The organism is Armatimonadota bacterium (assembly GCA_016789105.1).
Classification (GTDB): Bacteria; Armatimonadota; Fimbriimonadia; order Fimbriimonadales; family Fimbriimonadaceae; genus UphvI-Ar2.
Map to the genome: position 1 here is coordinate 98,781 of JAEURN010000003.1, position 14,152 is coordinate 112,932.

General features: G+C 58.0%; 13 protein-coding genes. 5 read left to right on the forward strand and 8 right to left on the reverse strand.

What is annotated here, in order from left to right:
- The first annotated feature begins 40 nt into the window (after positions 1–40).
- The 4 genes from JNM28_02470 (at position 41) to JNM28_02485 (ending at position 4,744) form a co-directional block, all read left to right on the forward strand.
- Complete coding sequence (locus JNM28_02470) at positions 41–685, forward strand: hypothetical protein (GenBank protein ID MBL8067288.1); 645 nt, start codon at positions 41–43, stop codon at positions 683–685.
- A gap of 80 nt (positions 686–765) precedes the next feature.
- Complete coding sequence (locus JNM28_02475; protein ID MBL8067289.1) at positions 766–981, forward strand: twin-arginine translocase TatA/TatE family subunit; 216 nt, start codon at positions 766–768, stop codon at positions 979–981.
- A gap of 90 nt (positions 982–1,071) precedes the next feature.
- Positions 1,072–3,747, forward strand: coding sequence for a zinc-dependent metalloprotease (locus JNM28_02480; protein MBL8067290.1), 2,676 nt, complete (start codon positions 1,072–1,074; stop codon positions 3,745–3,747).
- A gap of 13 nt (positions 3,748–3,760) precedes the next feature.
- On the forward strand, positions 3,761–4,744 hold the full coding sequence (locus tag JNM28_02485; protein ID MBL8067291.1) for a hypothetical protein: 984 nt from the start codon (positions 3,761–3,763) through the stop codon (positions 4,742–4,744).
- Here the strand turns inward: JNM28_02485 and JNM28_02490 are convergent.
- The 5 genes from JNM28_02490 to JNM28_02510 form a co-directional block, all read right to left on the reverse strand.
- Entirely contained in the window at positions 4,734–7,217 is a 2,484-nt protein-coding gene (locus JNM28_02490; protein ID MBL8067292.1) for a S9 family peptidase, read from the reverse strand. The two genes, JNM28_02485 and JNM28_02490, sit on opposite strands and share 11 nt — an antisense overlap.
- A gap of 27 nt (positions 7,218–7,244) precedes the next feature.
- Positions 7,245–8,360 carry a glutamine-hydrolyzing carbamoyl-phosphate synthase small subunit gene (gene carA, locus JNM28_02495; GenBank protein ID MBL8067293.1) on the reverse strand — a complete coding sequence of 372 codons (1,116 nt, stop codon included), beginning with the start codon at positions 8,358–8,360 and terminating at the stop codon, positions 7,245–7,247.
- A gap of 56 nt (positions 8,361–8,416) precedes the next feature.
- Positions 8,417–8,623: a hypothetical protein gene (locus tag JNM28_02500; protein MBL8067294.1), complete on the reverse strand. Its 207-nt coding sequence runs from the start codon at positions 8,621–8,623 to the stop codon at positions 8,417–8,419.
- A 191-nt stretch (positions 8,624–8,814) separates the two neighbouring features.
- Positions 8,815–9,603 (reverse strand): hypothetical protein, encoded by a 789-nt coding sequence (locus JNM28_02505; GenBank protein ID MBL8067295.1) that lies wholly within the window; start codon positions 9,601–9,603, stop codon positions 8,815–8,817.
- Positions 9,600–10,370, reverse strand: coding sequence for a hypothetical protein (locus JNM28_02510; protein MBL8067296.1), 771 nt, complete (start codon positions 10,368–10,370; stop codon positions 9,600–9,602). The genes JNM28_02505 and JNM28_02510 overlap by 4 nt, the downstream gene beginning before the upstream one ends.
- Before the next feature lie 200 nt (positions 10,371–10,570).
- On the opposite strand from JNM28_02510, the gene JNM28_02515 reads away from it, so the two are divergent.
- Positions 10,571–11,836, forward strand: coding sequence for a serine hydroxymethyltransferase (locus tag JNM28_02515; protein ID MBL8067297.1), 1,266 nt, complete (start codon positions 10,571–10,573; stop codon positions 11,834–11,836).
- Between the two features lie 142 nt (positions 11,837–11,978).
- Here JNM28_02515 and JNM28_02520 read toward each other — a convergent pair whose 3' ends face one another.
- From JNM28_02520 to JNM28_02530, 3 genes are all read right to left on the reverse strand, one after another.
- Positions 11,979–12,155, reverse strand: coding sequence for a hypothetical protein (locus JNM28_02520; protein ID MBL8067298.1), 177 nt, complete (start codon positions 12,153–12,155; stop codon positions 11,979–11,981).
- A gap of 14 nt (positions 12,156–12,169) precedes the next feature.
- Entirely contained in the window at positions 12,170–13,195 is a 1,026-nt protein-coding gene (locus JNM28_02525; protein ID MBL8067299.1) for a prepilin-type N-terminal cleavage/methylation domain-containing protein, read from the reverse strand.
- Between the two features lie 219 nt (positions 13,196–13,414).
- Complete coding sequence (locus tag JNM28_02530) at positions 13,415–14,068, reverse strand: PEP-CTERM sorting domain-containing protein (GenBank protein ID MBL8067300.1); 654 nt, start codon at positions 14,066–14,068, stop codon at positions 13,415–13,417.
- Between the last annotated feature and the right edge of the window lie 84 nt (positions 14,069–14,152).

Sequence of the window (14,152 nt, forward strand, 5' to 3'; positions counted from 1 at the left end):
TGCAACCCGAGTCTAGCCTAAGCCGGTATAGTCCATTACCATGACGTATGCGGCCCCTCCCGGTATGGCCCCCCGTAGGCAAGGCACCAACCCCCTAGTCTGGATTCTGGTCGCCTTCGCCGCTTTCTGCTGCGTGGGGATCATTGCATTCGGTGCCATGACATTTGCCGTGATGGGTCAGGTCAAGGATCTCACCCCCTGCATCTTCACCCTCGACACGCTTGATCGGAGCCTGAAAGACTATGTCGCCGACAAAGGGACCTACCCCAGCGCAGACAAGTGGCAAGACGATTTAGCACCCTACTATGAAAAGCATTACAAGGATCATGTCAAAGATATGCAAGATGTCCCTGGACCGATGAAGGGCTTTGCCGACATGGCCGACATCAAAGCGGAGTTGTCTTGCAATTCAAAGACCAGCCCAAAAACCAACATCGCCTTCAACCCAGATGTCGCGGGCAAAAAACGCACAGATTTCTCTGATCCCAGCAAGGTCATCGTGTTCTTTGAAACCACCTCCACCGGCCGCAACATCACAGAAAAGTTCGTCGCCCGGGACTTCAAAGACTCTCCCCGCATGATGGGAGAGCCGCGCGGATGGTATGAGATGGACCTTGAGGGACAAATGGTCGTGACCGATAAAAGAGGCAAAACCAAGCGCGTAAACATCGAGACCAACAATTGATGGCGAACTTCTAAGGGGGCCCAACGTCAAGAACCATGGACAAACCGCCGTATAATTAACAGGCGGCGGCAAAAATCACAATGACCATCCTCCTCAACAGCCTGGCCTTCTTGGGAACCCAAGAACTGATCATCATCGGGGTCATCATCTTGATCTTCTTTGGTGGAGCCAAAATCCCGAGCCTGATGCGCGGACTCGGCCGGGGTATGGGTGAGTTCAAAAAAGGAATTGACGAAGGTAAACGCAGCTTTGAAGAAATGGGCAACGACGACGAGCCCAGCACTAAAGCCAACTGAACCAAGAAAGTCTTGAAAAGGTGCCCCCTGGCGCAAAACCGGGGGGCACCTGCTTTTTTGCCAGAGCGATTCAGGCACAATAAGGCGTTTATGCGCCGCGTATTCGCCTTCGCCATCCTCCTCACCCTGGCTGCCGCACCCATCCCTTCCTTTGCCCAGGAAGAAAAGCCCGCCGAAAAGCCGGCCCAAGAAAAGCAGCTGACCGAAGAAGAGAAGGAAATCAAGAAGTACGAGGAGAAAATCAAAGACCTCCCCAAATTTGAAGGCGATTTCACCATCTATCAGCGGAAGCAAGAACTCCTGATCGAACTGCCCGAAGACAAGTTGGACAAGCTCTTTTGCCTCCAGGCCACGGTCAACCGGGGGATCGGATCCGACGGTTTGCAAGCCGGCGACCCGATCAACCAAGAACACCTAGATGTCTTTAGGTTCCGCAAAGGCCCACAAGGCGACATCCAACTCGTCAAGCCGAACCTCGGCTACCGGTTTGACCCGGCAGATCCGCTCGGCATCGCCAGCGGCCGGGCGTTCACCGATGCGATCATCGACAACTACTCGATCGAGGCCACCCACCCAGTCAAACACTTGATCCTGATCAACGCCACCGAGTTGTTCCAAGGTGAGGTGGTCGGGCTCAAGCAGGCGATTTCCGCGACCGTTGGGGCGGGCTACAGCCCCGATAAGCAGAATTACTCCGTGGAAAGGGTCGCTTGCTTTCCGGAAAACTCGGTTGTCGAATACAACGTCCACTACAAGAGTTCGGGGATCGGCGGCGACGAAGGGCTCCAGGCCCTCCTTGCGGCCCTTCTGGGGAGTTCGGGCCCGCCACTCGCCGACAAACGCAGCCTTCCCCTCACAGTCAGCACCAACATCTGGTTCCGTAAGGAGCACGGATACCAACCCCGGCTTGCTGACCCCCGGGTCGGATACTTCACTACTGACTATTTCGACGTCGACAAATTCAACGGCACGGACCGCACCACCCGCCTGATCCAACGGTTCCATTTGGAGAAGAAGGATCCCAAGGCCGCGGTCAGCGAACCCGTCAAACCAATCGTCTGGATCCTCGACCCGTCGATTCCCGAGGAGTACCGACCTGGCGTCCGCGATGGGATCCTCTATTGGAACAAGGCCTTTGAAGCGATTGGGTTCAAAAACGCGATCCAAGTCCAAGACGCGCCAAAAGATGCCACCTACGACCATGCCGACGGACGGTACAACCTGGTCCGCTGGATCATGAGCGAGAGCAGCGCCTATGCCGTCGCCTGGTTCCGACCTGACCCGATCACCGGCGAAATCATGAACGCCGCCGTGACCGTCGACGCCAACTACCCGGCCAGCGCCTTCACTGAATTCAAAGAAGAAGTTGCAGGCCGCACAATGCGCCAGCCTTGGTTCGACGAAGACGGGAGGCAAACCCTGTTACGCCAATTCATCGACAAGCCGATGGCGACAAACGGGTTTAGGCGAATCGGTTGCGACCACGCCAGCGGACTCGCGGAACGGGCGGCTTACGGATATGCCCTGATGGAAGCCAAAGGCATCCCTGTCGACGCCCACGAATATGTCCGCATTATGGTTGCCGACCTCGTCGCCCATGAAGTCGGGCACTGCCTGGGATTGCGTCACAACTTTGCCGCTTCGACCTACAAAACACAAGCAGAACTCGCCGATTACGACTCCATCGCCAAAACCGGGGTGGCGGCAAGCGTGATGGATTATGTTGGCCTCAACACCCAGGCGGTGTTGGCCGGCCACAAAGGCTATTACAACCCTACCGTCGGGCCGTACGACCTTTGGGCGATCCAATACGGGTATTCCCCGCTGGGTGTCGCAACCAAACAAGAGCCGTATTTCCTGAACCAAATCGCCAACCGGTATGGCGAGCCCGGGTTGCTCTACCTGACCGATGAAGATGCCGACGGGATGAACCCGCTCAGCGTCCGCTGGGATCTCGGTTCGGATATCTTGGAGTACCTCAAGGTTCAGCAGAAGGGCGATGCCCTGCTCCGCCGCTATGCGATCAATTCGGCCACCCAGACCGGAGAGTCGTATTCCCGCCGCAACTCCCTGATTCTCAGGACGATCCGGGCCGGTTTCCGCGATGCCGCGATGGCGGCCCGGGTGGTTGGGGGCTTCGAATTCAGGCGGAACCTCAAAGGGGATATCGATGAAAAGCCGACGTTGATCCCAGTTGCACCAGCCCGGCAAGTCGATGCCATGAGGACGATTTGCTCCACCACCTTGGCAATGACATCGATGGATCTGCCTCAAGACGTGCTGTTCAGCTTCAACCAAGACCCCAATGCTGGGGGAGCAGACTACAACGCGCCCCTGCGGGAGTACGTCGCGCGCCAGCAGATGATCATGGCGGCAATGCTGCTTGCCCCCGATAAACTGGATGCAATTGCGGAAAATGACTTCAAAACGCTCGGCAACCGCCCCCGGTACACACTCTCTCAGCACTTCGACATCCTGTGCCAGTCGGTGTTTGCCAAGGTGTTTGCCTCCACCAACGTCCCCGCGCTGCAGCGAGACCTCCAGCGGTACGTTTTGGCGAACCTTGTTTCCCTGGCCAATGCCAAGCCGGGTTCCGTGAACACAGACGCCAACCTGATTGCCGGGGACTGGCTGGAAAGGCTCAAAGCGCAAATCGCCAAAGCCCAACAGAACCCCAACCTCGATCCCATCACCATGCTCCACCTCAAACAAATGGCCAAGGAGATCAAAGAGGCCTCTGAAACCAAGAGCGGCAAAACCAGCTAACATAAACGGGGACATGGAGGCGACGGCGCAGGAAATCCTTGCCGGGGTACGGGGGGCGATCAAACGGGCCAACCCGTCGGGCATCCCGGTGCCCGCGGTCGATCCCGGGCACCGGAAACCGTTCCGTTGGCCGCCGCACACCGTCAGCCGCGATTTTCACGTCCTCCCCGATGATTGGAAGGAGATCTCCCACCACGACTTCCGGGGGGAAACCTACGAAGTTCAATGGGCCGAAACCGACCAGGGGATCTTTGGGCGGGTTATTGGGCTTTGGAACGAGGCCAGGGGCCAATCGCGGCAATCCGTCCTCGGAGAACTGGAACAGGGGGCGGGACCCTGGCTCGACCGGATGGACGTCATCACCGAGGCTCTGGGGTTGCCTTCCCGGTTCCACGGCTATATCAATGAGCTCTCCAGCCCGGATCTGGCCGCTTTGCTATTTGCCCGCGACCGTGACGTGGCCTACCACGCGCTCACAGAAATCGAAAAAAGAGCCAGCCAACTGCAATTTGCCGACGCCTTCGTCGAAATCCTTTCCGATACGTGCCATCCATACCGCCGAACGGCACAGTGGTGTGTGCTCGACATGCTTGAAGACTACCGGGCCTTTTGCCGGAGCGAAGGTGAAGTGCAAGCCGTTGTCGATGCCATCGCCCAATTCATGGGAGAAGCCGGCGACGACTATTGCCGCGCCGTCTATAAGGCCGGGGTTGTCCTTGGCGGGCACTTTTGCAACGAACCGGCCGCCCGGGCGCTCATCCACCTGCTTACCGCACCCAGCAAAATCGGCCGGCGGAGCGCCATGCATGCCGTTTTTCACCTGGTGGAATGGCTACCCGACCACCGAATCGAGGTGGTCGATGCCCTCCGCAAAGCCGCCGAAACCGAAGCCGAACCCCTCCTCAAAGAGTTTGCCTTGAGTCAAGCCAAGGACATCGAAGCCGGGGCAACCGAACACAAAGAAGAACCGGTCTTTCCAGAAGAAATCACGGCCTAGGTGGCGGATTCCCTTCCGGCGGCTTTGCATCCGTTGTCGGCGGCTCGGGGTTTTTCACCCACTTGTTCAGCCAGGCCACCCATCGCGCCCACATGTCCAAGCGCGTCTCTAGGCCGATTTGGCCGTGATCCTCGTAGGGGTACATGTACATCGCAGACGGTTTGCCCAATGCTTCCAACGCGGCGAACATCCGTTCCGAATTGATCGGGTTCGTGCCGACATTTTGGTCTTCCATCCCGTGGTACATCAGCAATGCCCCGTTGATCTGGTTGGCAAACAGCATCGCCGACATGTTCACATACACTTCCCGGCCGCGCCACAAGTCGCGCCCTTCGCGTTGGAAACCAAAGGGCGTCAACGTCCGGTTATAGTTCCCGTCTCCGGCGATTCCAGCCCGGAAAAACGACGTGTGAACTAGGGCATTTGCCGTCCCGAATGCTCCATAGCTATGCCCGCCGATCGACATGCGCTTGCGGTCAACCCCGCATTGCTCCGCTAGGGCGTCCACAATCGCCGTAAAGTTCATCCGCAGCTGGTGCGGGAACGTGTTGTTTGCCTCGCTGATCTCCCCGGTGATGGGGAAATCCGCATCGACCACGACATACCCTTCCAACACCAAAAGCTGGACAGTCGACGTTGCGGTTCGGCGGAACAGGTTTTTGTTGTACGTCCTCCCACTTTCATCGTATGTCTTCTGATCCGTGTACTCCGTCGGATAGAACCAAATGAATGCCGGAAGGTTTTCGGCCGGGATGCCACGCGGGAAAGTCGCCTCGATCCAAAATTCAACACCGTCATCCCGCTTGACCTTGATCCGCTTGCGTTCGGCCAGGGTGACATCCGGGACAAAATTCTGATTGTTGGTGAGGGTGGTTTCCGTGCCAGCGGACAACCAGATCAATTGGTTGACCAGCGTCGGGCTCTGGCGGTTGATCAGCCAAGATTTTCCGTCATCCAGCAAATCAGCAGTCTCATAAACGTCGCTCGAACTCTGCCAAATCCTCTCCGGTTTCATGGAGCCGTCCAGGGCGAGCCGGTCTACAAACGGCCTCGGGGCCTCTTCCAACGGGTTCTTGAAGTATTGCGTCCCGGCCAGGAAGACCGATCCGCCATCGCTGGATTGCCGGACCAAGCGGCCAATCCCAGGCCTTGAATCGAACATCAGGCTTCCGGGCTGACTGTAGAAATCGGCATCGGCATTTGTTTCCCAGAACTTTTTGGGGTCTCCTTGCGTGCCCATCTGAAAGACGAGATAATCCGTCTTCTTGCCAGCCGGCTTGCTGATGAACACCGACTTGCCGTCCGACCCGTAACCAACCAAATTGAAGGCGTCGGCCGATTGGAAGACAACCTCGATGTCATCTTTTCCAAATGGTGCCTTCCACAACACGAGCTGCTTTTTGGGCTTGTCTTTGGAATCTTTGGGGAGTTCTTCGTCCCGAACGTAGCTCAATCCTGCGCCGTCGGGCCGCCAAGCCAGGCCGCTCCGCTGAGGAGGCTGGTCATCCTTTTTGATGGGTGACGCCCGGTTGCCTGAGTAGGAAATCACGGCGACTTCCTTTCCAGCGGCATCCAGCAGAACTTGCTTTTGAGCGCCGGACGAAGCCGGGCGGATGTAGGAAAACTCCCCTTCGTACTTGCGGACGAGGAATCCCTTGGCTCCCGGACCCGCATCGAGATCGGCAATCATCATCGGCTCTCCAACCCTTTGGACCGACCCGCGATCCGTGTCAACCACCCCGATCTGCGCAGTCAGGTAGTACTTGAGCAAAGTGATCTCGTCAGGATCGTTCAACAAATCGGGATAGGTCGGGAACTGGTCGGGTTTTGAGTCGCTGAGCCTGACCCTTGGGCCGGTGGCTATGGCCGGGGCAGTTGGCATCTTGACCCCGTTCACAGCTAACGGCACAACGATCCGCTTCGAATCGGCCAACCAATCGAATGAAGTCACTTCAGTCAGGCGCAGTCCGTCGCATACTTTTTTGCTTTTTCCCGAGGCAGCCTCCACGACGTATAGTGACGATTTGCTAGTTTCCAGGCCGATAAAAGCGACCTTGCTCCCGTCCGGCGACCACCGGGCCCCGCTCACCCGGACGCCCTTGGGCAACGAGACATCGACCCTCTTTTGCGTTGCCAGTTCAATCAGGGCCAGTCCCGAAGAGGATCGCATGGTCAGGCTGCGATCCCGCTCGGCAACCGTGTCGATCTGGGTTCCGCCCAGGTTGACGTGGGGTGTGCCGACGCGCTCGATCGGCGGCATGCCGTCGCCAACCGTCACCAACAACCACGTGTTTTGCGGATTCAACGATCCCCCGCCGATGTTGTTGTGCCACGGTGCCAAAACCGCTTGCTCAATCATCTTGGGCGGCCGGATGTACCCTTCGGCCCTTAAGGCGGCGTCATCAGCCGCATCGCCCCAACCGGCGGCGCAACAAAGAACAGCGGCAATACTCCACGCAATTCGCGATCGCATCAAGCGGAACCCTACCCGCTCACGCCGTCAGAATTTCAACTTTCGCGCGCCGAGCATCCGCCCCGTGAACCGGGCAAAATATTTGCGGCTGTCCCACGGCCCAGGGGCCGCTTCAGGATGGTATTGAATCGAAGACGCTTCGACGCCTTTGATCCTGATCCCTTCCACGGTGCCGTCGTTGACATTCAGCTGGGTGACCTCCGCCAATTGAGGATCAAGGGAATCGGGGTCAACGGCATAACCGTGGTTCTGGCTCGTGATCGTCACTGTCCCGTCTTCCAAATCCTTGACCGGGTGGTTGCTCCCCCGGTGCCCGAATTTGAGTTTGAACGTCGTCCCACCGACGGCTTGGCAAAGGATCTGGTTCCCCAGGCAAATCCCAAACATCGGCCTCTGACCCAAAAGGGACTTGGCGGTGGCCACCACGTTGCCGAGCTTGGCGGGGTCGCCCGGGCCTGGGCTAAGCAGGATGCCATCGGGATTGCAGGCCATCACTTCGTCCGCCGATGCGGTGCAGGGGAAGACCTGGCTCCGGATTCCCAAAGCGGCAAACCTCCGCAAAATGTTGAACTTCAATCCGCAATCCAGGACGGCCAGGGTCGCCTTGTACCCGTCGGCTGGCTCGCCAAACGGCTCTTTACCGGCGAAACCCCACCCGTAAGGCTGAACCGTCGTGACTTCCCCGACAAACTCGCAGTCGCCGTAATCCGGTGCCGCGGCCAGGCGTTCGGCCGCACCGGAAGCCTGGTCGGTCACGAGCCCCATGGTCACGCCAGCCGACCGGATCTTCTTTGTGAGGGCCCTGGTATCCACCCCTTGGATTGCCGGAATTCCCCGCTCGGCCAAAAGCTCGCCCAATGATCGGCGGCTCCGCCAGTTGCTTGGCCGGTCGCAGGCTTCCTTCACAACGATCCCAGCAACTTGGATCCGATCCGACTCAAAATCGTCTTCGTTGATCCCATAGTTCCCGATCAGTGGGTAAGTGAAGACGACGATTTGCCCGGCGTAGCTAGGATCCGTCAAGATTTCCTGGTAGCCGGTCATCCCGGTGTTGAAAACAACTTCCCCGACCGCGTCGCCGGTTGCCCCGAGCCTCCGCCCGGCCATCACCGTCCCGTCCCCCAAAATCAGCCGCGATTCCATTCCGCTTCTGAGGTTCCACTCTACCTGCAGACCGGCAATCGGCGGGGGTCGCCTGGTCAGGCAACGGATTGGGATGACTTTAAACGGGTGAGGCGGCCCCCGACCACGGCATAGCCGCGGCGCACCAACTCCATCCTCAGCATCTTCCGCCGGGCATCCCCCAAACTTTCAAAATCAAAATCGAGACCCATTTCGAACTCGCGGGAAACTTGGTCGGCAGTTGCCGTAGCCCAAGCCTGCAAAGGCCCAAAAGCTCCCGCCACCAGAACTTTGTCTACTTGCTGCACAATTTAGTAGACGCACTAGTAGACGGTTTGGTTCCGGGCACCACATCAAATTTTTGTCGATAGATCCCACACCCCCAAAAAGATAATGGACGCCGCACCATCCATGGCACGACGCCCGTCGGCGAATCGGCCCTCCAGCCCAGAGGGTGATCCGGTTTTCCCAGCAGTTATCGCGGAGTAGAGTCGTTGGCTGTGTCGATCACAGCAGCCGTAGCCGCTTGGGCTTGAGCCTGGGTCGGCAGGTTCAGCGCGTCTTTGTTGTCACGAACCGTGCTGAACAAGCAGGCAACCGCCCGGCGGGTTTTGATTTCCACCGCATCCAGGTCGTTGGCATAAGCCATCCGGTGGGTGCGGGCGGCAATATCCTTCAAGGCAACCAGCGATTGGTCCAACTTGTCTTGGATCGACTCATCTTCACCGTGGTTTTCCGTCAGGTATTGGACGAACATCTCGCGCATCGACCGGGCGACCTCGTCGGTCGTCTCCTTGTCTTGCCCGGCCAGGATGATGGTTTTGAAATCATCTTCCTTTTCAGACAGGAATGCATCGAGAGCTCGGTCCAGTTCGCCGCTGCTTTGGTCGGCCAGTTTGGAAATTTCGCCTTCCAACTGGTCTTCCAAGTTTTCGCGCATGGTCGGCAACTGTTGCTTGGCCATATCGGGCACGCCCTTGATCAGCGTCGGGATCTCCTTCTTCAGATACTCACTGACCTGGGGTTGGAATTCATCCAAACGCTGGGAAACCAACCCTTTTGTGATCTTGGCCGCCGTTTTGGGTTCCAAGTTGCTGGAAAACCCGTTGGCGATCGAGAACAGCGAACACATCACCACGAACACGAAAGCCGAGCCAAAGATCTGCGTTTGTTGCAGGGCCTTTTTGGTGGCCGCCAATTCTTGTTCGACATAGCCGATCGCCATTTCGGCGTTTGCGTCGGTTTTGGTCTTCTTGGTGCTCATTTTTTGTCTCCTTTCGGGGTGGCTTTCACCGTCTGGGCCGACGTGAAGGCGCTGGACTTGCTGGCCATTTGGGCCGGTTTGTCCGGTCGGTTCTTTTCCAAGTCCTGCCGCAAGACGTCCAGGACCGCAAGGCCCATTTCCCAGCTCGGGTCGACGCCTTCCAAGTTCTTAGCTTCTTTGTTGGAAATGACTTCCAGATCCTTGTGGATGGCGATCAGGGTGTCGTGGTGCTTGCCGAAGAGTTCGACAGCCGCTTCCCCAGCTTCTTTGCCCGCACTTTCGGCCAGGTTGGTCAGCAACCGTTCGATTTGCTCATCCGTGGCTTCGGGGAACATCTCGTGCAGCTTTGCTTCCTTTTTCATCAGCATCGCCACAAAGGCTTCGCGCAAAACCTTTTCGCTGCGCTTCGGCAGGTTTTGCTGCAGTTGGTCGATTTCACCCAAAGCCGCTTCCGCAAGAACCGGCATTTGGTTGTTCACGTCGTGAAATGCGGCCGTGATTTCCGGCTGCACTTCGTGGATAGTCTGTTGCGTCATATCTTCCACCATCGGCCGGACGTCGCGGTCCAACTCGGCGGTCAGGGTTTTGACGAACTCTTCCTGCTTCGGCCCCTTGTCAACCAGACCGTGGAACGCTGAGTTCACGGTGCCGATCGACGAGACGACGATCAGGACGGTAATGCCAAACAGCCCCCATCTCCAGCCTTGAAGCTGGGTGCGTAGCTCTTGAATCTCCTTGATCTGCTGTTCTTGTTTGCCCATTTCCATGCGGGCCCTCCTTGGCGGGCCAAGGCATCCGCCCTCGCAATTGCCCTGGCCCGGTTAACTTATCGGCCCGCGCTCTTGCCAGCCGTTAGCACTACGGGCAAAACCCGGTAATCCACCCAGGGCCTCAACCGGGATCTCATTAGCGCGTACGCAGCGCAGTGGGTCGGGCGGGGGCTCGCCAAATCCGCAATAATAGGGTCATGGCTCCCGTGCCGACCACGCACCCCCACCGTCGCCCAATCAATCAAGTCGATCCGGCAATCGAATCCCTCATCCACGAAGAGGAATTGAGGCAGGAAACAAACCTCGAACTCATTGCCAGCGAAAACATCGCCTCACTTGCAGTGAGGCAGGCCATGATGTCGGTCTTCACGGACAAATATGCCGAGGGGTACCCCGGCAAGCGGTACTACGGGGGATGCGACGTCGTCGACAAGGTCGAAAACCTCTGCATCGAACGGGTCTGCGCCCTCTATGGCGCCGAGGCGGCCAACGTGCAGCCCCATAGCGGGGCATCCGCCAATATGGCGGTCTATTTCACGTTCCTCAAACCAGGTGACACCCTCATGGCCATGAACCTGGCCCACGGTGGGCACCTCACCCATGGGTCGCCCGTCAATTTCAGCGGGCAACTCTATAACGTCGCGGCCTATGGCGTCGATGACTCCGAGTTCATCGACTATGACGAAATGCACCGGATCGCCCGGGATTCGCAGCCGAAAATCATCGTCTCCGGGGCAACCGCCTACTCCAGGGCCTTCGACTTTGCCCGGATCCGTCAAATCGCCGACGAGGTCGGCGCGATCCACATGTGCGACATGTCCCACTACAGCGGGCTCATCGCCGCCGGCGAATACCCCAACCCCATCCCCCATTGCCAAGTGGTCACCAGCACCACCCACAAGTCGATCCGGGGCCCGCGCGGGGGCATGATCCTCGGTGAAGCAGAATTCATTAAGAAGATCAACAAAACCGTCTTCCCTGGCCTGCAAGGCGGGCCCTTGTGCCATGTGATCGCAGCAAAAGCCGTCGCCTTCCTGGAAGCCGCCCAGCCGGAATTCAAGACTTATGCGGCTCAAGTCCGGAAGAATGCGACCGCGCTTGCCGAGGCCCTCACCGGGGAGGGGTTCCGTATCGTCAGCGGGGGCACCGACAGCCACCTGATGCTTGTGGATTTGCAACCATTCGGCGTGACGGGCAAACTCGCCCAAGAAGCACTCGAATACGCCAACATCACGACGAACAAAAACAGCATCCCCAACGACCCAGAATCCCCGTTCGTCACCAGTGGCATCCGCCTGGGCACCCCCGCCGTCACAACCCGCGGGATGAAAGAGGGCGAAATGAAGCAAATCGCCGCCTGGTTTGCCGAAGTCCTCCGCCACCACACCAACGAATCCGTGGTCAGCCGCGTGAAAGGTGAGGTCGCCTCCCTTTGTCGATCCTTCCCGATTCATTTTGTTTGAAACTAAGAATTGGTGATCACGGCGATCCGGAACTGAGAGCAACCTGACGGTTCTGGCCAAGAGGAAGGGTTAACGCCATAAAACCGGCGCAAAAAAAAGGGGGCCGGAACTCATCCCGGCCCCCAACCACGTGCGCTCTGCCCTATTTCCCCTCGGATTTATCGGGCCTTGCCGCTGCCCCGCGGTTCGGCTGGGCAGCTGTCGAAGCCTCAGCAGATGTTCCGCTTTGGTCTCCGGCAGCTGCTTTACCCGTGTCGCTTTTGGGCGTTCCTGGGTCGCAACCCGCCAACAGCCCAAAGCTCCCCAAGGCTAATGCCATGGTCACGATGCGGACTAGTTGTTGCAAAGCTTGTTGTCCCCGGTTGTGCCAAAGTCATACGCCTTGTTGGTGTCGGGCCGGAACATGCTGAGGTAGTGCGGAGCCCCAACGCCCGAGACGCACCGCATCGGGTCGTTGACGTTCCCTGCGGGATACCCGCCACCCGGCCCAAAGTACGTGTAGCCAGGCTCGAAGTATTTCCGAACGCCTTGGCCCGCCGGAGTCGGCGAATCCGAACCCATTGGGATGTACTTGGCGGACGAATCGCAGAACACCAAGATGTTTCCTCGCCCAAAAACCCGAACCGTGTCGTTGGCCGCCTCGAAGGTTAATTCATAGGTGTCTTCCCGGGTACGCGGGGTAATCCCGGCTTGAACGGCCCCCGAAGGATTGAACCGGCATGGGGGTGCCGGATTGGCCGGCGTGCCGACCACCGTACACCGCAGATAAGGCGACGTGTAGGAGTAACCCTTATAGCTCTCCTTGCCGTTGCCAAACCAGAACAGCGGGATCACGCTGACCCCCTCGACCGCGGTGGCGTTGTACCCATTCAACAGGCCGTTTCCAGACAACCCGATGATTGGTAGGTTTTGCGGGGCCGTAGCATAGTTGAACCCGGACGTGTACAAGTTGAGCGACCCGCTGCCGCTGTAAATATCGTTGTTCTTGGTGTACGGGTAGATCGAGTTGGTCCAGGCTACGGCGTCGGCTTGGGCGGCCGCCGCGTTCACGCCCCATCCCGCCGGCACAGCGGCCAACCGGTAAGGGCCAAGTCCCGAGGCACTCACATTGGTGTGGAGGTAAGTGCCCGTTGCCGGGTCGATCGGGTGCATCAGCATAAAGGTGTCGTCGTAGTCGGCGATGTAAATCTGGGCGGCAGTCCCCGTTTGTTTGGTCTCCGCCAGGGTCTTGGATTTCTTCGCCGCCTCTTTGGCTTGGGCGAAAACGGGGAAAAGAATGGCGGCGAGGATCGCGATGATCGCAATCACCACCAGCAGCTCGATTAGGGTGAAACCCCTATTCTGACGGTTCGTTGTCATAATTCCAAATCCCGCCGATGCAGCAAGGAGCATCGGCACGCATTAGAGTACATCAATTGTTTCGCAACTGTTACCACAATTTGAAAAAAGGTGTTCCAGCCAATTTAGACCCCCTTGGCGCCGGCCGGTTTTTGAACGCAACGCTCCGCAAGCAATGCGGCTCCGGGAAAAAAAAGGGTAGCCCTCGTTCAAAATCGAGGGCCACCCTTCTGAATGAGACTATCTGCGGCGTCGCAAAGCAGCAAAGCCGGCCGCGCCCAAAAGGGCGAGTGTGGCCGGTTCAGGGATTGAATCGGTCTGGGAAAAAATCAGTTCCCGACCGCCCGTGTGCCAGGCATTGTTCCAAGTCAAAGTCACCGTCTGGGCGACCACATTGGGGAAAACGATTAAGGTATTGGTGTTCGTATCCGGGATGCCGGTCCACGAAAACAGCTCATTGTTGTTGCCGTCCAATGCCCGCAATGTCGTTTGGTCGGAGGTTGAGCCACTCCAATCTGCCAACCGGATCGAGCGCAATTGCACGAACCAACCAGGGTCTGCGGAAAGCGTCATCGAGACCGGGTGGTCGTTTGGCGCTCCACTGCTGGCGGCTTGGACTCCCCACATCGCCGTCGGCAAGTCGCCGTATCCAGATCCCCAAGGGCCGCTATCTGGTGTGTAACTCGCTGAGATGTTGGGTGTAAACCCACCTTCGGAGCCGTATTGGTAGTTGCCCATCACAGTCGATGTGACCCGGTGTCCATATCCTCCAGCAACAAAGTCCGTCTGAGACAGGCTGCCTCCAGCAACATCCATCCACAAAAGGTTTGTTGCTGATGACACAGAGGCTATTCCCGCAGCGGCCACCACGCTAACTAAATGCTTCCTTTTCATCTCTCTGCATCCCATTACCCGTGAATTTCACAGGATTTGAATCTAGATTATCAGGATTCTGACGCAATTGCAACGGTCACAAAA

What these genes read in the sequence shown, in the direction of transcription:
- JNM28_02525 (MBL8067299.1), bottom strand. Translation starts at nt 13,195, where the DNA reads ATGACAACGAACCGTCAGAATAGGGGTTTCACCCTAATCGAGCTGCTG.
- JNM28_02530 (MBL8067300.1), bottom strand. Translation starts at nt 14,068, where the DNA reads ATGAAAAGGAAGCATTTAGTTAGCGTGGTGGCCGCTGCGGGAATAGCC.
- JNM28_02490 (MBL8067292.1), bottom strand. Translation starts at nt 7,217, where the DNA reads ATGCGATCGCGAATTGCGTGGAGTATTGCCGCTGTTCTTTGTTGCGCC.
- carA (MBL8067293.1), bottom strand. Translation starts at nt 8,360, where the DNA reads ATGGAATCGCGGCTGATTTTGGGGGACGGGACGGTGATGGCCGGGCGG.
- JNM28_02470 (MBL8067288.1), top strand. Translation starts at nt 41, where the DNA reads ATGACGTATGCGGCCCCTCCCGGTATGGCCCCCCGTAGGCAAGGCACC.
- JNM28_02480 (MBL8067290.1), top strand. Translation starts at nt 1,072, where the DNA reads ATGCGCCGCGTATTCGCCTTCGCCATCCTCCTCACCCTGGCTGCCGCA.
- JNM28_02505 (MBL8067295.1), bottom strand. Translation starts at nt 9,603, where the DNA reads ATGAGCACCAAGAAGACCAAAACCGACGCAAACGCCGAAATGGCGATC.
- JNM28_02485 (MBL8067291.1), top strand. Translation starts at nt 3,761, where the DNA reads ATGGAGGCGACGGCGCAGGAAATCCTTGCCGGGGTACGGGGGGCGATC.
- JNM28_02510 (MBL8067296.1), bottom strand. Translation starts at nt 10,370, where the DNA reads ATGGAAATGGGCAAACAAGAACAGCAGATCAAGGAGATTCAAGAGCTA.
- JNM28_02475 (MBL8067289.1), top strand. Translation starts at nt 766, where the DNA reads ATGACCATCCTCCTCAACAGCCTGGCCTTCTTGGGAACCCAAGAACTG.
- JNM28_02515 (MBL8067297.1), top strand. Translation starts at nt 10,571, where the DNA reads ATGGCTCCCGTGCCGACCACGCACCCCCACCGTCGCCCAATCAATCAA.
- JNM28_02520 (MBL8067298.1), bottom strand. Translation starts at nt 12,155, where the DNA reads ATGGCATTAGCCTTGGGGAGCTTTGGGCTGTTGGCGGGTTGCGACCCA.